Source organism: Ruminobacter sp. RM87 (assembly GCF_000701925.1).
GTDB classification, from domain to species: Bacteria; Pseudomonadota; Gammaproteobacteria; order Enterobacterales; family Succinivibrionaceae; genus Ruminobacter; species Ruminobacter amylophilus.
The window spans coordinates 23,327-41,959 of sequence record NZ_JNKD01000025.1 but is presented as its reverse complement, the minus strand read 5'-3'; the positions used below and the strand labels follow the sequence as shown (position 1 = coordinate 41,959).

At 45.5% G+C, this 18,633-nt stretch carries 18 protein-coding genes; 6 read left to right on the top strand and 12 right to left on the bottom strand.

From position 1 onward, the window contains the following. Together T489_RS13530 and T489_RS0106320 are read left to right on the top strand one after the other, a co-directional pair. Positions 1 to 253 (top strand): transposase domain-containing protein (locus T489_RS13530; protein ID WP_051621848.1); only part of this gene is annotated, 253 nt, incomplete at its 5' end. A gap of 510 nt (positions 254 to 763) precedes the next feature. Next, positions 764 to 1,030 carry a helix-turn-helix transcriptional regulator gene (locus tag T489_RS0106320; RefSeq protein WP_031579219.1) on the top strand — a complete coding sequence of 89 codons (267 nt, stop codon included), beginning with the start codon at positions 764 to 766 and terminating at the stop codon, positions 1,028 to 1,030. Between the two features lie 69 nt (positions 1,031 to 1,099). Here the strand turns inward: T489_RS0106320 and clcA are convergent, their stop codons facing one another. Continuing rightward, positions 1,100 to 2,515: a H(+)/Cl(-) exchange transporter ClcA gene (gene clcA / locus T489_RS0106315; protein WP_157608079.1), complete on the bottom strand. Its 1,416-nt coding sequence runs from the start codon at positions 2,513 to 2,515 to the stop codon at positions 1,100 to 1,102. A 54-nt stretch (positions 2,516 to 2,569) separates the two neighbouring features. Beyond that, entirely contained in the window at positions 2,570 to 3,790 is a 1,221-nt protein-coding gene (locus tag T489_RS0106310) for a hypothetical protein (protein WP_031579217.1), read from the bottom strand. 164 nt (positions 3,791 to 3,954) lie between these two features. On the opposite strand from T489_RS0106310, the gene T489_RS0106305 reads away from it, so the two are divergent. Beyond that, on the top strand, positions 3,955 to 4,251 hold the full coding sequence (locus T489_RS0106305; protein WP_031579216.1) for a hypothetical protein: 297 nt from the start codon (positions 3,955 to 3,957) through the stop codon (positions 4,249 to 4,251). A gap of 498 nt (positions 4,252 to 4,749) precedes the next feature. On the opposite strand, the gene T489_RS0106295 is transcribed toward T489_RS0106305, so the two are convergent. The 5 genes from T489_RS0106295 to T489_RS0106275 all read right to left on the bottom strand — a co-directional run bounded on the left by T489_RS0106295 (position 4,750) and on the right by T489_RS0106275 (position 9,180). After that, positions 4,750 to 5,037 carry a type II toxin-antitoxin system YafQ family toxin gene (locus T489_RS0106295; RefSeq protein ID WP_031579215.1) on the bottom strand — a complete coding sequence of 96 codons (288 nt, stop codon included), beginning with the start codon at positions 5,035 to 5,037 and terminating at the stop codon, positions 4,750 to 4,752. Next, positions 5,030 to 5,287, bottom strand: coding sequence for a hypothetical protein (locus T489_RS0106290; protein ID WP_031579214.1), 258 nt, complete (start codon positions 5,285 to 5,287; stop codon positions 5,030 to 5,032). Before T489_RS0106290 ends, T489_RS0106295 begins: the two co-directional genes overlap by 8 nt. Before the next feature lie 364 nt (positions 5,288 to 5,651). After that, entirely contained in the window at positions 5,652 to 6,245 is a 594-nt protein-coding gene (gene pgsA, locus T489_RS0106285; protein WP_031579212.1) for a CDP-diacylglycerol--glycerol-3-phosphate 3-phosphatidyltransferase, read from the bottom strand. Between the two features lie 274 nt (positions 6,246 to 6,519). Next, complete coding sequence (locus tag T489_RS0106280) at positions 6,520 to 8,304, bottom strand: tetratricopeptide repeat protein (protein ID WP_031579211.1); 1,785 nt, start codon at positions 8,302 to 8,304, stop codon at positions 6,520 to 6,522. 555 nt (positions 8,305 to 8,859) lie between these two features. Further along, positions 8,860 to 9,180, bottom strand: coding sequence for a YebG family protein (locus tag T489_RS0106275; RefSeq protein WP_031579210.1), 321 nt, complete (start codon positions 9,178 to 9,180; stop codon positions 8,860 to 8,862). Positions 9,181 to 9,535: 355 nt separating this feature from the next. Here T489_RS0106275 and T489_RS0106270 point away from each other — a divergent pair, with 355 nt between their 5' ends. The 3 genes from T489_RS0106270 to T489_RS0106260 all read left to right on the top strand — a co-directional run bounded on the left by T489_RS0106270 (position 9,536) and on the right by T489_RS0106260 (position 12,691). Next, positions 9,536 to 10,780, top strand: coding sequence for a hypothetical protein (locus T489_RS0106270; protein WP_031579209.1), 1,245 nt, complete (start codon positions 9,536 to 9,538; stop codon positions 10,778 to 10,780). A gap of 203 nt (positions 10,781 to 10,983) precedes the next feature. Then, on the top strand, positions 10,984 to 12,204 hold the full coding sequence (locus T489_RS0106265) for an MFS transporter (RefSeq protein ID WP_031579208.1): 1,221 nt from the start codon (positions 10,984 to 10,986) through the stop codon (positions 12,202 to 12,204). Positions 12,205 to 12,217: 13 nt separating this feature from the next. Continuing rightward, positions 12,218 to 12,691 carry a LexA family protein gene (locus T489_RS0106260; RefSeq protein WP_084155428.1) on the top strand — a complete coding sequence of 158 codons (474 nt, stop codon included), beginning with the start codon at positions 12,218 to 12,220 and terminating at the stop codon, positions 12,689 to 12,691. Positions 12,692 to 12,750: 59 nt separating this feature from the next. Here the strand turns inward: T489_RS0106260 and thiH are convergent, their stop codons facing one another. The 5 genes from thiH to thiC form a co-directional block, all read right to left on the bottom strand. Continuing rightward, positions 12,751 to 13,881, bottom strand: a complete 1,131-nt coding sequence (gene thiH / locus T489_RS0106255) for a 2-iminoacetate synthase ThiH (protein WP_031579206.1) — start codon at positions 13,879 to 13,881, stop codon at positions 12,751 to 12,753. 9 nt (positions 13,882 to 13,890) lie between these two features. Continuing rightward, positions 13,891 to 14,676, bottom strand: coding sequence for a thiazole synthase (locus tag T489_RS0106250; protein WP_031579205.1), 786 nt, complete (start codon positions 14,674 to 14,676; stop codon positions 13,891 to 13,893). Positions 14,677 to 14,826: 150 nt separating this feature from the next. Next, positions 14,827 to 15,024, bottom strand: a complete 198-nt coding sequence (thiS, locus tag T489_RS0106240) for a sulfur carrier protein ThiS (RefSeq protein WP_031579204.1) — start codon at positions 15,022 to 15,024, stop codon at positions 14,827 to 14,829. A 12-nt stretch (positions 15,025 to 15,036) separates the two neighbouring features. Next, entirely contained in the window at positions 15,037 to 16,869 is a 1,833-nt protein-coding gene (gene thiE / locus T489_RS0106235; protein WP_051621846.1) for a thiamine phosphate synthase, read from the bottom strand. A 33-nt stretch (positions 16,870 to 16,902) separates the two neighbouring features. Then, complete coding sequence (gene thiC / locus T489_RS0106230) at positions 16,903 to 18,579, bottom strand: phosphomethylpyrimidine synthase ThiC (protein WP_031579202.1); 1,677 nt, start codon at positions 18,577 to 18,579, stop codon at positions 16,903 to 16,905. Positions 18,580 to 18,633: the final 54 nt, after the last annotated feature.

The following is an 18,633-nucleotide window of genomic DNA, read 5'->3' as shown; positions in this document are numbered from 1 at the left end:
CTTATTTAACTTCACGGAGAACGGAGCCGATGTCAGTGCCGGATACTACACCATCATCCAGACAGCGATAGCCAACGGTCTGGCTCCGTACAAATATCTTGAATGGCTTCTTACGGAAATCAGTTCGGTAAGACCGAAGAACGTACTCAGCAACATGAGTCATCTTCTGCCGTGGTCAGACAAGGTTCCCGCAGACTGCAGGTCAAATAATCTGGAAGACCTGCGTAAGGCTGAAACAGCTTCCGAGGACTAATCCAATAAATCTTAAAAACTCACTGTGGTAGTAGCACAGTGAGCTTCAATTTTAAATAACCCTATTTGCTTACACGCATACGTTAAAAGGATACGGATTAAGAGGTGTAAAAAATCAAAAGTATTAAAAATATACTTAATATTTTTTAACCTGGTTCAAAAAATCAGTTTGTTTTTTAGATTGTTCAAAAAAATCGAGTATAATTATAGGTGCTGTGGCAGGAAACGGAGCCTGACAGATAATTCACGGATTTCCGAATCTTTTCCACGCCCCGCAGCAATCCTTATCATAACCAACAACAGTTTTCAGGCTCTTGAACGCGCTGATGCCGAATATGAGGACTATAGAGTAATCAAGTTTGACTACTACGATTACGACGTAATCGAATTAAGCAATCAGGGAGCACCTTTTATGAACTTACGGCTGACAAGCCCATGCTCCTGACTGTCCGCCAGATCCCCTTTCGTCTCTGACACTGTTTATGATTTACTGTTTACATAAGGATTTATCATGGAAAATATCAACACCGGCATTGGCAATATCGTTACCGTCAACGGCAAGAGATATCGCGTTATTTTCGAGGAAATCAAGGACGAGCACCTCAAGAGACTTCTCTCCATAAAGGAGGTATGCTCCATTTACGGCATTCCGCGAACCAAGATTTACAACATGATCCGCACTCATGCCTTTCCTGAAGGCGCTGTCGTAAAAATGGAAGGAAGAGCAACAAAATTCAACGCGGAAATCGTTAACGACTTCTTTGTAAACGAATACTAGTCCTCAAATGAAAAAAAGGCCGAGAAGGCCTTTTTTTCAACAGTTTACAGGAATAATAACATTTCTATCTTATTCCACGTTGTGAGTTTTTTTGAATACCCTGTATTCTTCAATCTTTTCCTCATTACCTGAAAGTCTGAGCGTTCTCTCAAGAATCTGAGTATAGAGCGGTCTGCCCTTAAGCAGGGCTGCAGTCTGCGTTGCCGCCACTACGGCTATCATCATCGGCAACAGGAACTGGAAATTATTCGTCATTTCACAAATCAAAATGATTCCGGTAAGAGGAGCTCTCACGGAAGCCGCAAAAAAAGCACTCATGCCTACGATTGCCAGAATTCCGGGATCGTAATTGAGGATTCCGAAATGAAGCATGCTCATGCCGAATACCGCACCGAGCAGAGCTCCGAGAGAAAGCGACGGTGCGAATATTCCGCCGGGTATACCGCAGCAGAAACAGAGCATTACCCCCATAAATCTCAAAAACAGAACACCGGCAAGCAGTTTCAGGGAAGAGGAAGTCATAATCCACTCACTGATAAAATGCATCCCGGATCCGGTCACCTGAGGTTCAATAATGGAAGCAACTCCGTATAATCCGCCCACGACGGCCACAATCATAACCGAGCGCCACAGTCTGCCCCTGAAGACAGCAGTATAGAAATCCTGCATCCTGCCCACTGCCCTGTTGAATACCACGCCTGCACAGCCGACCAGAATACCGAACATCAGGAAATCAAAGAAATTACGGATATTGACTCCGTCAAACATCGGCAGATCAAAAACAGGATCACTGTTACCGACTATAAATGATCTTGCTGCCGTGGACACGATTACCGCCATGGCAACGGCCTGCACTGCGGAAAACCTGTACTTGAACTGCGGACGCATTTCCTCAAGAACAAACAGCATACCGGCAAGAGGAGCATTGAAGGCACTGGCAAGACCTGATGCCGCACCTGCGGCCAGCATGACGTAAAAATCCTCTTTTTTTATTTTCAGGAGAGAACAAACTGCTGCCCCGAGATTACCGCCTATCTGAATGGATGGACCTTCCCTGCCGAGAACCATGCCTGAACTGAGAGAGAGAATTCCACCGAAGAATTTCACCGGAAGAACTCTTTTGTATCTTACCGGTCTGAGATCAACCATCGCACCTTCGATTTCCGGAATTCCCGAGCCGCCGGCTTCAGGTGCGTATTTTCGTGTGAAATACATGGCGATTCCGGCCATGATGAAACTTACGGCAAAAGCGGCAAGTGCAGCCGTAACCATTCCTGATTCATTGTCTAGCAGAGCTGAAAGCGAGGATGTTCTGTACTGATTCAGCATATTGGGTATCATCTCGAAGAAGGCACACACCATTCCCGTAACCCCGCCTATAATCAGTGAAGACAGCGTAAGCTTCAACGGTACATGAACATTGAATCTTCTCCGAAAAAACGCCGCTCTCTTCAGCCTGCTCATATATGTTTTAGGATTTCTCACAACCTGTTTCACCTCATGCCTGTCATGTTGTCCGCACTTTTACGCGTCACGGCATTATTTATTCTTTTTATCCCAGTGATTCTTACCTACATATGTCAGAACAATTCCTACCACAATAAGAAACATTTTAAAGAGAAAAAATCCGAGAAGGAAGCAGATAATCCCTGACAGATACCAAATTATACCGATAAAACCATCCATCTGACGATCTTTTTCCCTGTAGTAATCCAGTCCTCCGGGATTATCATGCGATTTATGTCTGTACTGATTTCCGGCGTAATAATCCCTGCCGCCATAATCCGTACCGCTGTTGAAATGCTGATCATTCTGCTGAGTCGCGGAATCTGTTTTTTCCACTGAATAACCGTCATCCCCATCAGAAAACTCATCCGACCTGTCGGGTACTGATTTATCAGTCATATCTGCCTGATTAAAATCATCAGTCTCAACGTTATCTGTTCTTTCAAAAGTTTCATCAGCATCATTTAATCTGTGTGCATCCTTTGCGGAGGAAACAGATTCATCTTTACCTGACGGAGTATCGTTCGAAACATTTTTCTCTGGAGAAGGAGGTTCCTGTGCAGCGCCGGGAACTGTGGCGGTGACGGCAGACGCGATCCCTGATGATGCTCCGGCATACGGCCAGATTTCATATACATAGTCAAACCCTAAAATTTCGGCCTTGGTATGCTGTTCATCCGTGAGAGTAAGCCCGTTTGGAAGATATACGGAACACAGATCCTGAACCAGCTCCTCAAACATGCATATCACGCCTTCGGAATTGACCGGGTATTTGCATTCGGTCTTATCGGCAAAACTGTAGGAATTTATTTCGGTAACCGTCCCGGTCTGACTGTTCAGGTATATTTCAAATTTTCTCGGGAAACTGAAAAAGTCGTATATGAATAGGTAATCCTCATCTATATGTATACCGCTGTCCCTGAATCCCAGAATATTCAGCAGCACTGCCGTTCTCTTTTTGAAATTCCTGTTTTTAAGTTCATTGAAAATACACTGAAACAGAATCAGCTGTGATTCTGATGCGGGAGAGAAGGTCTCAAAGGAGAAATTCGTATCATGGGAAAAACCGAAACTGCCGGAACTGACAAAGCGCTCTCTGTCGGATTTAAACGTCCCTGTTAGCTTGTCATGATTAAAGATATTCATGCCTTCAGCAGGTCTGTTTCCATCCTCGCTGAAATGAGCAATGCCGTAGTTTACTCCCGGAATTGCATATGAATAGGTGCTGCGCTGCTGTGCATTATAGTAGAACATTGTTTTCCTCCGACATTCTGCATTGACCGGGACAGAATAAACACTTCATCTTCTGCCTCGATACGCTTCGTGATTATATCATACGACGCCTGTCAGATATCACGACAGATACAGAGTTATCAGGAAAAGTGTGCCGTCTGCGAAGTTAAAACAAAAACGCCGTCATGTCAGACATAACGGCGCTATTTAAGGATAAGTACGGTCTTTACAGAAGTAAGATTGAACGCAACGGCAAGCAGTTTACAGACTTCCCAGTCTACAAGAACAATGCAGACCAGATTACACATGTGCTGAAACTCGAACATCTACATGAAATGTTTGCGAACGACCTGAAACGCATGAATGAAATGCACCTGACATTTGATGATGCAAATCAATCCAAGGACTTCACTTTCATGCAGAAAAACCGATTGAACATTATCAAGAACAAACTCTTCGAACAGTGCAATCAACTGATCTGATTTTTTAATAAGGAACAGGAGGAAATCCTGTTCCTTTATTCAGTTTTATTTAAGAGGATGGACTAATGAAATACATAAAAGACGATGCTGGAAATCTTTACGAAACATACAGCACTCCTGAATCTGAAGCTTGCTATGAAGCAATCAAGAATTATTTAACGCTTTAATCAACAAAAGGAGTAAAACAATGAATTACATCATAAGCAATGATGAACTCAAGCAGATTGTGGCTGAGATAGCAGTCAAGCAGCCGAAAAAGACCTGATTAAAAATGCCAATTCAATCATAAACGGAGCAACTGAGCATTTTGCCAATATCGTTAAGTCTGAAATTCAAAATATAGAAATACCAAAGGACAATATACTCAGACACACAGTATGGAGACTGGCACTATTAACTATTTTGAATTTGCTCCTGACGTTATTTTTAGTTTGTAAATTATTCCTAATGTAAAAAAAGCCATATTCTTTTTTGAATATGGCTTAATATTTTGAGAACCTAGAACAAGTCACTGTGTGTGCCTGTTCTAGTGAGATAAAGAATAAGCTCATTATCAGATACTTCATAGATCAAAAGCCAGTCTGGCGTGATGTGACATTCTCGACAGCCTTTGTAATTTCCTATTAAGCTATGGTCTTTGTGCTTATCTGCCAAACGTTGTCCATTGGCAAGAGTGTTAACCACATTACTTAGCAAAGATAAATCATATCCTCTCCTTTTGGCCAATTTCAGGTCTTTTTTGAACATTGAAGTGAGAACAATGCCGTACTTTGGTTGGCTACTCATCGTCTCCTAACTCCTCCAATACCTCATCGAACGAGCTGTAAACTTTCTTGTTCGGATCATTTTTTAAGGCATCAGCCTCCTGAATGGCTAATATAGTGTCAGCATTAGGGGTTTCATACTGAATAACGCTCTGCATATACTTTACAATACTTCCCTTGACGTTTTGTCCATGCTTGCTGATTATGCTCTTAAATGTATTGTACACATCTCTATCCATGACGAACGAGCAAGTAACTGTACTAGATTTCATATACTGTTCCTTTTACTTAGTAAGATTACTATGTTTACTAAGTAAATTATACAAAATAATTTTATGTCTTTCAAATCATAACTTACTAGTCGATGTTCCTTCTTTTGGCGATTACCAAATCATTAAATATTTTTTTGATAAACGAGAACAACAGTGTTCTTACAATTGTCTGTTATTGTTCCTGCTCTATTCTTATTTATTCCTGTTTTGTTCTTGTCTTATTCGTATTTTGTGCTTGATTGAAAGGCTTGTTCCTGTTGAGTTCTCTATTTGTTCCTACTCTGACACTTTGGTAGGCGTAAACGAGGTATGTAATTACTTCAAAGATAAGTGCTCAATCGTTGTATGGGAGAATGAATACTTCTTAATCATCCATGTACTTGACACCTACAATCAGATAGCTGACCATGGACCAGAGGGTAAGAACGGTGGCAATCAGCATCAGAACCAGGGAAAGGTTTGCCATCCAGTTGTCTCTGAAGATAAATACCTGGTCTCTCCAGATTAAACCTGCTATGGACATCATCTGAATTGCTGTTTTCCACTTACCGATCCAGCTTACGGCAACCAGCCCGCGTTTACCGATTTCAGCCATCCATTCCCTCAGGGCGCTGATTACTATTTCGCGTGAAATGATGATTACGGAACAGATGGTCAGAACAATTGAGAAACCTGAAAAGTATTCGGACTTGTGTGAACTGAACCAGCCTACCAGCATAACCAGTGCCACACATACCATAATCTTGTCCGCAACCGGATCCAGAAAAGCACCGAATTTGGAGCATACGTTCCACTTGCGGGCCAGATAACCGTCAAGAAGATCGGTAAAACATGCTATAACGAAAACCAGTGCTGCGGCCAGATTGCTCCAGTCATACGGCAGCAGAAAGAAAACAATATAAATAGGTATTAAAAAAACTCTCAGCAGAGTCAGAACGTTGGGGATTTTCTTAAACATTTTACAATCTGAACATCGAAATCTATTATTCAATATCACGGTCCGATACTAAAATCTTCTATAAAAAGGACATGAGAACCTTTCCATAACTCAATATTATAATAGTAGGATTGAATAAAGGCAAAGGAGGGAAGCAAAAATAATGGAAAATGCAAAAACAAATCTGTTTAAATGTTCATGTTTTGACTCATTCAGGGATTTCAGAACTGAAGAATAACACTCTGCACCGGCAAAAAGAACGGGCGGGTAATGACCCGCCCTGCCCGAAAAAAAGCTACTTTGGATTCAGCCACCATTTTTTCGCATTCTTTTTCGGCTCGCAGCCGTATTTTGCCACTGTTTCATTTGCCAGCTCATAAGCCTTTTTCTGCTGGGATTTGTCTACTTTGCCGTAATAATACCTCAGCTTGGATACGACATTGTCATATCCGCATGAAGCGTAGGCGGAAGACCAGACATATGCGGATAAATAATCCCCTGTGGAAGCCTTGAGAACAGACATGTTGAAAAGAGACGCATGATTACCGTTCTCTGCTGATTTGATATACAATTCCTCGGCTTTTTCAAGATTCTTTTCCACACCCAGACCATTAAGATAAATATTGCCGAGGTCGTTGTAGGCATCAATATTACCCTCATCGGCCACGTGGGTGAAAATACGGTGCGCCTTTTCAAAATTAGGAGATGTTCCCAGGCCATGCAGGTACATTGAACCAACAATCAGATTATTTTCAGCAAGTCCCGAGGTTACGGACTTTTCAAACATCTGAAGAGCCTTGGAATTGTCATGCAGCTCACTTTCATCCATGGCATAGATATCACCGAGTTCGCCGGCGGAATCAGCATCACTGTCGGATATAGGAAGAAGCAGCGCTTCAGCCTTTTTCACGTCTTTCGGCTGATCAAAGGCTCCGTAGGTGTATATGGAGGCCAGTGCTCTTCTTCCAGAAACCAGAGCCTCATACTCATAACCGTTTCTGCCGACAGTCTCAGGATCCACAGAGGCGATTCTGTTGAGATACTCAATGCCCTTGGCATAATCCACCGGAACGTCAGAACCGTAACTTGTCTTTCCTAGATAAATGAGAGCAACTTTGAACTGTGCCATAGGATCACCTGACTCGGCAACCTTTGAAATCAGATTGAAGGCTCCCTTGTACTGCTTTTCGGCATACATAACGTCGGAAAGTTTTATCGTGGCTGCGGAAATTCCCAGTTCGGAAGCCTTGTTCAGCCATTTCTTCGCTCCGGGAAGATCATTTTTTTCCAAATCATAGCTTCCGAGAATATATGCTGATTCACCGTCATTGTCACCTGCCAGCTCACGCAGTACAGTCAGTCCGTATTCGGTATCGGTATCCTTTTCCTTACTGTCCAGAAGCGCAACGGCATACTCTCTCAGTTCATCAACGGAAGCGACGCCGGATCTTGAACGGCTGGCGACAAGTTCCTTGAATCTGCTGATGTTTTCAGGTGATTTATCAACCATGCCGTTCATGAACATGGCGACCTGATAATACATGGCATCCAGATCTTTCATTTTTGAGGCTTCGTCAAGATACCGCCACGCCTTTGCATAGTCCGGCTCCGTTCCTCCCCACCCGTTTATATACAGGTTGGCAAGAGCACGATAATTCTGACTGTTCCTGAATTCTGGACTGTCTATGACTTTTTCAAAAAGATTAATGATTTTCTTTGCCTTGTCCGGATGCCTGCCGAGAAAATCACTGTCATTTGAGAGTTCTCTCAGAACATCCAAGGCATACGGATAGTCCGAAAAACTGAGTCCCGGTACAAACAGGAACCTGTAAAGGTAATCAAGACCTTCGTCTCTTTTGATTTCTATTCCGCCCAGACCTTCCGTAAGAATACGTCCCATAATATACAGGGCATCAGGCTGGCTTATCGCCTTGCTGCGCTGACAGTATTCCATGGCATTGCTGTAATCGGCTTCGTCATATGCCATGTTACAAAGTTCAATATCCGATTCGCCACAGGCGGTAAGAGTGGAGAAGACAGCCAGTAAAACGGCTGATGACAATACTTTAGGACTTTCCATAGCCATAACCTCAAATGTATGAGTTAATCCTAAAAAAGCTTGGTACCGAACATCCGTTCCACTGTGTACAGCACGGATATTGAAAGCCAAAAGCCTCTTTTACAGTCAGGACAGAGTCTGATTGTCTTAAGCGGCATTGATACTGAATTCACTGCAAGTGGTGGCCGGCGATATCAGAAGCTGACATGAACCGTACGTAAAGCTGCTGACATACATTAAAAAAACAGGCCGAATTTTTATCATACCGAAACCTGGACAATCAGTACGACTTATTAAGCACCGACACTTTCATTATAAGGCCTGCATGAAATTACTGTTGCGAGATAATTCATGTTTAGTGATTAAAATTTAGCTAAAGATGACATTTATCAGTCAGTATTGGACATAAATCACACAGATTTACAGAAAAATTATATAAGAATCATTAAAATCATTGATTTTTCTAAAGACGGAATAAAAACACGGCTTTAAAATTTCAGCATGAATGTCTCTGCCGGTATATCCGGCAAACGTGTTTTCATCAGCATGAGAGGGAAAAATTTTTCTTTCCCGGCGTTACTGTTCGGATGGTGTTTTTTCAGATGCTTCAGCTGTTTCGGCCTCAGCCTTCTTTTTTGAGGATTTCTTTCTGGAACTGATTCTGCCCAGTATTTCCATAATCTCCTCGCTGTGACGGGCAATCTGGAAGGATATTTCGTCCTTTATGTTTTCCTTAACTCCGTCCAGCTCCTTGATGCTGCTGAACAGGCTGAAGATTCCATCGGCCGCATCCAGCATGCGGTCGTATTTACGAGCTTCCTCAATGTCCTGAAATCTAGCCACTTCCTTACCTTCTTCATCCTTCAAAATGTATTCAACTTCTATAGTTCTTTTCATAATTTACGACTTTCCAAATAAATTTCTGCCATAGGACTGAATTCGACCGTAATAACAGCTGCACACATGTCTGATTTTTCACCAGAAACATACCGTACAGATTCATTATACCGCTGTAAAACAAATTCAAACAACAAATTATTTTTATAGCGTATATATTTTATTATATCAATATTTCGGTTGCGGTCAACATTTTTAATGCTCTGACCAGTAAGAAAAGCAGACTTTTTTGCCGCATCTGTCTTATTTATTTATCTTTTTTCTAGGTAAAATACATCAGCATACGGTTAATAAAACAGGAACAGGATGGCTGTACATAAACAGTCATCAGGGAAAAAAAAGGAAGAAAATAGAAATGAGCAGCAGCTACAGAACCGACGACTACACCCCGCAGAATCTTCGCGACGCGGCAATGTGCAGTTTCAAGTCCATGCAGCATACAAAACTGCCGGCATGTCCCAGATGCGGAAAAGTCGGCAGTTACAACCGCGGAATACTGGATTCGTCTTTTGGTAAAAGGATCAATGACGCATATCATGGACACGATATTTTAAGCCGCAGACCCGGCCCCGTGCTGCAGTGCTGTACAAAGTGCGGACAGATTTTCTTCAATCCCGCAAACAGAGAGATAGCCATTACAGGTCATCCTGACAATACGGCCGTGCTTCTCGGAGCATTTCTCTTGATGATTCTGACAGTGGCGGGATACGCTGCATATCTTTACTTTTCCGGAACCTACGTATGTCTGACAGGAGAATCGTCTCTGTGTACGTCACGCACTGTTTTTACCATCGTAACGGTCTTGTGTTCATTAAGTCTGATTTTTCTGGTTTATTATACCTCCAGATATACTGATGACGTCAGAAAGGAATTCGAACGTTCAGCGGCCAGACTTGGAAATACCGAGTATCTTAAAGCAATGGCAAGATTCGGCGTCAGACTGCCGTTAAAATACCGAAACCTTATAAATTCCAGAGATAATGCAGAACATGACATTGCGGCTTCAGGCCGTGATGAAAACCGCAATGACATCTATCTCACTGAAGACAACTGCTGCAGCTACTGCGGTTGCCTTCTTGACAGACATGCTCTTTTTGAAGACAGCATCGGACCTGCAGTAATCAGATGTCCTCAGTGTCACAGCAGTCTTTACAACGACAACGCGATTGAACTTGCGGCAGTTCCAGAATTACTGCGGTCATACAGATACCGCAGTTTCCGAAAATCCCAGATACGCGCAGTTATTTTATTTTCCGCACTGTCAGTGCTTTCTCTTGTGGTCATTTCTATCGCCGGATATTTTCTTAAGGACAGTCTGGAAGAACTGATTCATACAGGTCTGCGTTTCGGTTCCGGTTCGCTTAACTTTAAACTGATTGTCATTGAAACAGTAATGATATGCCTCGCCATACTGACGCTGCATAAATTCCTGACCGCCATATTCAGACTTCACAGGAGCGCTCCATTCCTGAAAAGCTTCGGTACACTTCTCAGTGAATCTGAACACAGAATGAAAAACTCAGGCTATGCCGAAAAGGTAAGTAAAGGCAGAAAACTCATGGAAGAAAGGAATAAGGAAGAAACATCACGGAAAAAATAAAAAATGGAACGCCGGAAGCTGTTTCCGGCATCTGATGACAGCCTGATGATTATTAGCGGAAACCTCTTTTCAATTTGTGAGATTAATCAAAATTCATCACTGTATCCCGCTTAAATGATATAATTGCCGGAACACGCAGTTTTACACACACGACGCGGTAAAGCAGCCTTATGCACCGCAGATTATCCACGGCAGATACAGTCATGATTAAATTCGTAAAAACCTATAAAGAAAATCTTATTCTCCTGCTGGCTCATTTTGCCACTGACATAAATCAGGGGTCGGTAAGCGCGGCTCTTACCGTCATGCTGAATTCCGGAGTTCTGCACAGCAAACAGGAAATGTCCTACCTCGTTCTGGCCTCAACTCTGGTTTCATCACTGATTCAGCCGATCGTAGGCTACATCAGTGACCGCAAGCCGAGACCTTATCTCATGAGTCTCGGAATCATCATCTCAGCCCTCGGCCTCATGTTCATAGGCTTTATCACGGATTTCTCCCTGCTGTTTCTGCTGCTTACCACCTCCGGCATCGGCGTGGCCATATTCCATCCTCAGGCCGGTAAAATAGCCAACAGCGTTTCCACCACCAACAAGGGAAAAGGCATGAGTATTTTCTCTGTGGGAGGAAATCTCGGCTTTACGGCCGGGCCCTGTCTTATATCCGGAACCACACTCCTCTGGGGACTTCCGGGAATCGTGGTTATCGGCATTCCGGCATTCATCATGTCAACATGGCTGATACTGCGCAACCGCAAGTATGTTGAATACACCAGAACAGAGGAAAAGAGACAGCAGCTCAACGCATCAGTTGAACAGGAAGACTACAGAGGCTTTGCCATGCTGACCGCCATGATATTCTTCAGATCCATGGTGCTGTTCGGCCTTACCACGTTCATTCCGGTATACTTCATTGAAACCTTCGGTCTAAATTCCCAGCAGGCTAACCTCAATCTGAGTCTTATTGCCGTCTGCTCGGCATTTGCCAGTCTCGCCGGAGGGATTCTCGCTGACCGCATAGGGTTCAAGAAGGTGCTTTTCTACAGTGCCGCCTCATCCGTGCCGTTCCTGCTGATGTTTAATCAGGCATCCTCAAGCATAGCAGCCTCCCTGCTACTTATTCCGGTAGCCTTCTGTATCTACGGCACGCTGAGCGTATCCATGGTTCTGGGACAGAAATTTCTCTGCCGCCACGTAGGCTTTGCTTCCGGCATAACCATAGGTCTCGGCATCAGCTTCGGAGGCCTCACCTCCCCGATACTAGGATATATCGCCGATACATACGGCATCGCCTACACCATGTACACCATCACCGCAGTAGCCTTCGTTGCCGCCCTGCTGGCATTTCTGGTTCCCGACATTGATAAAATCAGAGCTGACAGAAAGGCACGTCTGGAAAAAACCGAAGCCCCGGCAGAAAGATAAAACAGGAGAACAGATGAGCAATCAGGAAAAATCAGAAAGTCCGGAGCTTACTCCGGTTGCGGCTCCGGCTGATTATCAGACCGGAGAAAACGTCAGCAGGGTTGAACTGCCTCTGTCACTTGAAAAGGTGGCTGCGGGATTTCCGCTGCCGAACAACGGATATATTGACAGCTCACTGGATCTGAACGAATTCTGCATCCGTCATCCGGCATCAAGCTATATCTTTCAGGTGGAGGGAGAATCCCTGATTGATGCGGGCATCCAGCCGGGAGACTACCTTATTGTGGATCGTTCACTGCCGCCGAGAAACGGAGATCTGGTGATAGCCGCAATTCACGGGGAATTTACGGCCAAGTTTTTTAAGGACTACCCTAATCCCCAGCTGATACCGGCAAATCCGAAATACCGTCCTATTCCGCTCACTTCTGATCTGGAGTGTGAAATAACCGGAGTCGTTGTCACCTCCTTCAGAAAATACCGCCATTAAACAGAAAGCTCTCCGTCTTTATCAGAGGAGAGCTTCTTTGTTTCATAACGTCATTCTTTTTACGCCTGACAGACGATTGAGCTTCTGGTATCTCTGAATACCGGTTCAAGTCCGTTAAGACGCAGGGCATCGGTAACTTCCTTCACGGAACGGTCATCACTGATGATGAACTGCGGCAGGTCGTGTCTGTCCACCGCATACCCTCCTGGCTGAGTACTTGAAGCCGCGCTGATGGAGGTTATGGCAATCGGAGTAATCACGTCTCTGAATCGGGCGTTTTCCCTGGTGGAAATGGATATCTCCAGCATATTGTCAAAAAGACGCCATGCACAGATGGTCTGAATAAGATCCCTGTCCCCTATAGGATACTCCGGTTCAAAACCTCCGGCAGCAGGTCTGAGTCGCGGGAATGAAAGACTCATTCTGGTCTGCCAGTAATGTTTGCGCATGTACATAAGATGCATCGCCAGGGCAACGGTATCGGCACGCCAGTCATAAAGTCCGAGAAGAGCACCTATGCCCACCTTGTCCATTCCGGCATCACCCAGACGTTCAGGAGTTTCCATGCGATAGCGCATGTCCTTTTTCCTGCCGCGGAGGTGATTACGGTCATAGCATTCAGGATCATAGGTTTCCTGATAAACCATAACGGCGTCCACTCCCAGACGCCTGAGTTCAGCATACTCGTCAGTATCCATAGGCTGAACCTCCATCATCATGTATGAGGCATACTCGCCCACCACAGGAACCATTTCACGGAAATAGTCCATACCGCAGCGCTGGGCGTTTTCTCCTGAAACAATCAGGATGTTTTCATAACCCATTTTACGGATTGCCTCGCATTCGATTCTGGTTTCCTCAGCATTCAGAATACGACGCCTGAACTTGTTGTTGACGGCAAAACCGCAGTAACGGCACTGATTGGAACATGAGTTGGTCAGATAGAGAGGAACATACATGTTGACGGTATTACCGAAACGGCGACGTGTATACTTCTGAGCAAGAACAGCCATGTCTGAAATATACGGTGAAGCCTTTGGCGAAATCAGGGCCATGAAATCCCCGAGATCCAGCTGTTCGTCATTACGGCTTTTGGAGAGGGCCGCGTCAACTTCCCTTTCTGATTTATTAAGCACTTCGGCTGAGAGATCACTCAGTCTGTATCTGCCGATTTCATCAAAAAAACTCATGAATTTCTCCTATAAGTCGTAGTCCTTGAGGAACGCTTCCAGAGGGCTTGTGGCATGAGCGGTTTCGGAAACAGGACCAAGACCGGAGAGATAAGCCTTTCTGCCGGCCTTCACAGCCATGGCAAAGGCTTCGGCCATGGCTACGGGATCCCTCGCAACGCTTATGGCTGTATTGACCAGTACGGCATCGGCACCTATTTCCATGGCCAGAGCCGCATCGGAAGGTTTGCCGATTCCGGCATCAACAACAACCGGAACGGTCTTCTGAGCAATGATAACCTTCAGCATGGACATGGTGGTAAGTCCCTGATTGCTGCCAATAAGGGAACCGAGAGGCATTACGGCCGCGGCACCTGCATCTGCAAGCTTCAGACAGAGAACCGGATCGGCACTGCAGTACGGCAGAACGGTAAATCCCTGACTTACCAGAATTCTGGTGGCTTCAAGGGTTTCCACCGGATCCGGCAGCAGATAACGCTGGTCCGGGTGAACCTCAACCTTTATGAAGCTGGTTCCCAGAGCGTCACGGGCGAGATTGGCGGCAAACACAGCTTCCTTCGCATTGCGGGCACCTGATGTATTTGGCAGAAGATTCACGCCGGGAAGCTTTTTTAAAGCCGGCAGAATGGCATCCGACTCATTTCTGAAATCACATCTTTTAACAGCCATGGTCACCAGTTCGGATCCTGAGGCTGAAACAGCCCTGCTTAAAAGATCCGCAGTTGCGAATTTACCGGTTCCGGTAAACAGTCTTGAGGAAAAACTCTTTCCTCCGATTACTAATTCATCACTCATTTTAATTACCTGATATTCAGAACATCCGGAAAAAATCCGATACCGGATGTTTTCAGATATGTTAAGTACAATAATTCCGGTGCGGTGCAGGAGAAATTCTCCTCTTCTCCGTCTTCACTGAACAGGCGCCCCATTCAGTGAAGTATTCTCCTAACCGCCCTGCATAAAGGCGAAAACCGTAATACGATCGTTTTCCTTAAGCACGCAGGAGGCGTAGGTTCCGCGGGGTACAATCTCATCATTCACGGCAACGGAATAATATTCCGGAAGACCTTGAAGACCTGAAAGCAGTTCCTCAAGGCTGGATGCAGATGTTTCCACTTTTTCGTCATTTACAAAAACAATCATAAAACTCTCCGTCTAAGCGTTATCCTCTGATGTCTTTTCTGTCTTTTCCGACCGGCCTTTTCTCCGGGCTCTTTCCTTTGCCGAAGTTCCGGCGGCAGAGGCTGATCTGCCGGTTCCCGTCTTTTTTGCTGAAACCGTCCTGCTCTTTGATACACCGGTTTCAGATCCGGATGAAGTCTTTTTAACGGTTCTGCCCCGGCGTTCTGTCTTAACCGCAGGATCCGAAGAACCTGCTCCCACGGCATCAAGCCATTCCCTTACGGCCGCTGCGGGATCCGGAGCGGCGGTAATGGCGGTTATGACTGCCACGGAACCGACACCGGAAGATTTCACGTCACTTAGATTATGCAGCTTGATGCCGCCGATGGCCACGGTAGGATATGCCGGGTCCACCAGTGCCACGTAATCGGCAAGTCTTGAAGGTCCCTGAGGTCTGGAGGCCATAACCTTTGAACCAGTCGGATAGATATGTCCGAGAGCTATATAGCTTGGTTTCAGCAGACATGCCCTGGCGATTTCCGCATAGCCGTGAGTGGACACGCCCAGTCTTAAACCAGCTTCTCTAATCGGATTAAGCTTGGCGTCTATCAGATCCTCCTGACCGAGATGCACGCCGTAGGCCTTATGCCTGATGGCAAGCTCATAATAGTCGTCAATGAAGAGACGGGCGCCGTATTTTTCACAAAGTTTCACGCTCTTGGCGATTTCCTGTTCAAGCTGTTCGGATGATTCAGGCTTCTTGATGCGAAGCTGCATGGTTTTTACCCCGTTTTCGCAGAGAATACCAATCCATTCTGAACTGTCCACCACAGGATACAGTCCCAGATCGTGGGCACACGGTGCAAATCCACTGTTTTCCGCAGGATTGCAGATAAGCTCCAGTTCCGAAACGGTACGCGCCATATAAGGGAAATACTGCAGCATTTCACTGTTGTTTATATACCCGTGTCTGAACAGACGGCTTCTGGCTCCGACGTCCACCGAATTTTCAATGCCGCGTGTCATGTACGCCTTGGCATAGGCTATGGCATCGACGGCGTTGTATCCTTTGGCCAGCATGGCGGCAACGGCACTTGCCATAATGCATCCGGTACCGTGAACACCGGTACTGTTTGACGCACCGGCAAACCTGCCGCAGCCGAAGTAATAAACATCATTGTTCTCACCGCTGACGACGACATCATAAATGTAGGATGTCAGCTTTTCAAATTCGGAAACTCCCTGCTTTGACGACCTGCCCTTGGCGGTCTTCTCATCCTCGTTTATGAGAGCAGGCAGATGGCCGCCTTTAAGATATACGGTTCCGGCACCGAGCTTCCTGAAATAGAGAGACAGCTGTGTAAGACTGTCCATGCAGTTCTTAAGACCGGAGGTATCAACTTCAAATCCCTCACACAGAGCCAGAGCTTCGTTTAAATTAGGAGTGAACACGTCAACCAGAGGGAGAATGATGTGCAGCCACAGGCTGTAATTTATCTCCGAAAGCTCTCCGCCCGTCCCGGCAACAGCAACAGGATCCCATACCACAAGAATGTCGGGGTTGAGTTTTTTCTGCTCCCTGATAAAGGTAACCGTGGTTCTTAAAATCTTTTCGTTCGGGATTAATCCCAGCTTTATCACCTTGATTTTCGGCATGGAATCAGCTGAAAGAGCCTGCAGTTCCTTGGTAAAGATTCTGTTCTTGACAGGCTTGACCGCCAGAACCTCGTTCAGATTCTGGGCGGTAACCGCGGTAATGGCGGCAACACCGTATACACCGAAGAAATTAAGGGTGGCAAGATCCGCCGTGGTTCCGGCACCGTTTGAGCTGTCGGTTGCGGCAATGGTCAGTACTGTATCCAACATATTTATCACCGTTATCCTTGCAAAATCACCGGTTTATTTACCGGCGAGTTCTTTGATTTCTTTGCTTATGCGCATGGAGCAGAACTTCGGTCCGCACATTGAGCAGAACTCTGAAGCCTTGTGGCAGTCCTGAGGAAGGTCCTCATCATGGAAACGCTTGGCAAGTTCAGGATTGATGCTGAGTGCGAACTGATCATCCCATCTGAATTCAAAACGAGCCTTGCTCATTGCATAGTCCCATGCCGTACTTCCCGGATGTCCCTTTGCCAGATCAGCCGCATGAGCCGCTATACGGTAGGCCATGAGACCTTCACGAACATCGTCCTTTTTAGGAAGGCCGAGATGTTCCTTCGGAGTAACATAACAGAGCATTGAGGTACCGAACCATCCAATCATGGCCGCACCGATGCCTGAGGTAAAATGATCATATCCCGGAGCGACGTCGGTAACCACAGGACCCAGGGTATAGAAAGGAGCCTCATGACAGTATTCAAGCTCAAGTTCCATGTTTTCCTTTATGCGGTTCATAGGAACATGTCCCGGACCTTCAATAAGAACCTGAACATTCTTTGCCCAGGCACGCTGAGCCAGTTCTCCCAGTACTTTGAGTTCTGAAATCTGAGCTTCATCATTGGCATCATGAATAGATCCCGGTCTCAGACCGTCACCGAGTGAAATGGCGATATCATATTTCGCACAGATATCGCAGATTTCATCAAATCTTTCATAAAGGAAGTTCTGTTTCTTATGAAACATGCACCACTTTGCCATGATTGAACCGCCGCGTGATACCACGCCGGTAAGTCTTCTGGAGGCCATCGGAATGAACTCGCGGAGAAGACCTGCATGAATGGTGTAATAGTCGACACCCTGAAGAGCCTGTTCAATCAGGGTTTCCCTAAACACCTCAAAGGTGAGATTTTCAGCGATGCCGTTTACCTTTTCCAGAGCCTGATACAGAGGTACGGTTCCGATTGGTACAGGAGAGTTTCTGATAATCTGTTCCCTGGTTTCATGAATATACCTGCCGGTACTGAGATCCATTACGGTGTCGGCGCCGTAAATGGTACTGAACACCATCTTTTCAACCTCTTCCGCAATTGAAGAGGTAATGGCGCTGTTACCGATGTTTGAATTGATTTTCACCTTGAATCTGCGGCCGATTATCATCGGTTCCACTTCAGGATGATTCACGTTGGCCGGAATTACCGCCCTGCCGGCGGCAACTTCCTCGCGTACCATTTCCGGAGTGAAGAAATCCGATTTTGCACCGATGTTCTCACGGGCGGCAATATATCTCATTTCGTCGGTGATTATTCCCTTTCTTGCAAGAGCAAGCTGGGTCATGCAGCCTTCACTTTCACGGGTGATTTTGGCGGATGATATTCCGCACTTTTCGGAAGCTCCTTCAACAATCCTCAGATCGTCACGTTTTTTCAGCCATGATTCACGAACAAGCGGAGCCCCCTTTGTCACATCAATGACAGCCGAGGTGTCACCGTAAACACCCGCGGTATCATAAAGATCCACGCTTTCACCGTTGGTAAGACTGACTGTTCTTGAAGGAACGCTGTAATCCGTCCCGGGTACGGGAATGTATCTGCGTGCAGAACGCGGGTAGGCATAACCGCGCAGGGTTTTTAATCTTTTCTGAGAGGCCTTTTCTCTTTCTGAAAATATTTCTTTGAGTGATGGAGATGTTTCTGACATAAGACTGTTCCGGAGGTAACTATACAAAAACACCGGTACGGAATGGTCTTGAAG

Bases quoted from the DNA above. Each gene is read 5' to 3' on its own strand.
- T489_RS0106320 (WP_031579219.1), top strand. From the start codon at position 764: ATGGAAAATATCAACACCGGCATTGGCAATATCGTTACCGTCAACGGC.
- T489_RS0106310 (WP_031579217.1), bottom strand. From the start codon at position 3,790: ATGTTCTACTATAATGCACAGCAGCGCAGCACCTATTCATATGCAATT.
- T489_RS0106305 (WP_031579216.1), top strand. From the start codon at position 3,955: ATGTCAGACATAACGGCGCTATTTAAGGATAAGTACGGTCTTTACAGA.
- T489_RS0106295 (WP_031579215.1), bottom strand. From the start codon at position 5,037: ATGAGTAGCCAACCAAAGTACGGCATTGTTCTCACTTCAATGTTCAAA.
- T489_RS0106290 (WP_031579214.1), bottom strand. From the start codon at position 5,287: ATGAAATCTAGTACAGTTACTTGCTCGTTCGTCATGGATAGAGATGTG.
- pgsA (WP_031579212.1), bottom strand. From the start codon at position 6,245: ATGTTTAAGAAAATCCCCAACGTTCTGACTCTGCTGAGAGTTTTTTTA.
- T489_RS0106280 (WP_031579211.1), bottom strand. From the start codon at position 8,304: ATGGAAAGTCCTAAAGTATTGTCATCAGCCGTTTTACTGGCTGTCTTC.
- T489_RS0106275 (WP_031579210.1), bottom strand. From the start codon at position 9,180: ATGAAAAGAACTATAGAAGTTGAATACATTTTGAAGGATGAAGAAGGT.
- T489_RS0106270 (WP_031579209.1), top strand. From the start codon at position 9,536: ATGAGCAGCAGCTACAGAACCGACGACTACACCCCGCAGAATCTTCGC.
- T489_RS0106265 (WP_031579208.1), top strand. From the start codon at position 10,984: ATGATTAAATTCGTAAAAACCTATAAAGAAAATCTTATTCTCCTGCTG.
- T489_RS0106260 (WP_084155428.1), top strand. From the start codon at position 12,218: ATGAGCAATCAGGAAAAATCAGAAAGTCCGGAGCTTACTCCGGTTGCG.
- thiH (WP_031579206.1), bottom strand. From the start codon at position 13,881: ATGAGTTTTTTTGATGAAATCGGCAGATACAGACTGAGTGATCTCTCA.
- T489_RS0106250 (WP_031579205.1), bottom strand. From the start codon at position 14,676: ATGAGTGATGAATTAGTAATCGGAGGAAAGAGTTTTTCCTCAAGACTG.
- thiS (WP_031579204.1), bottom strand. From the start codon at position 15,024: ATGATTGTTTTTGTAAATGACGAAAAAGTGGAAACATCTGCATCCAGC.
- thiE (WP_051621846.1), bottom strand. From the start codon at position 16,869: ATGTTGGATACAGTACTGACCATTGCCGCAACCGACAGCTCAAACGGT.
- thiC (WP_031579202.1), bottom strand. From the start codon at position 18,579: ATGTCAGAAACATCTCCATCACTCAAAGAAATATTTTCAGAAAGAGAA.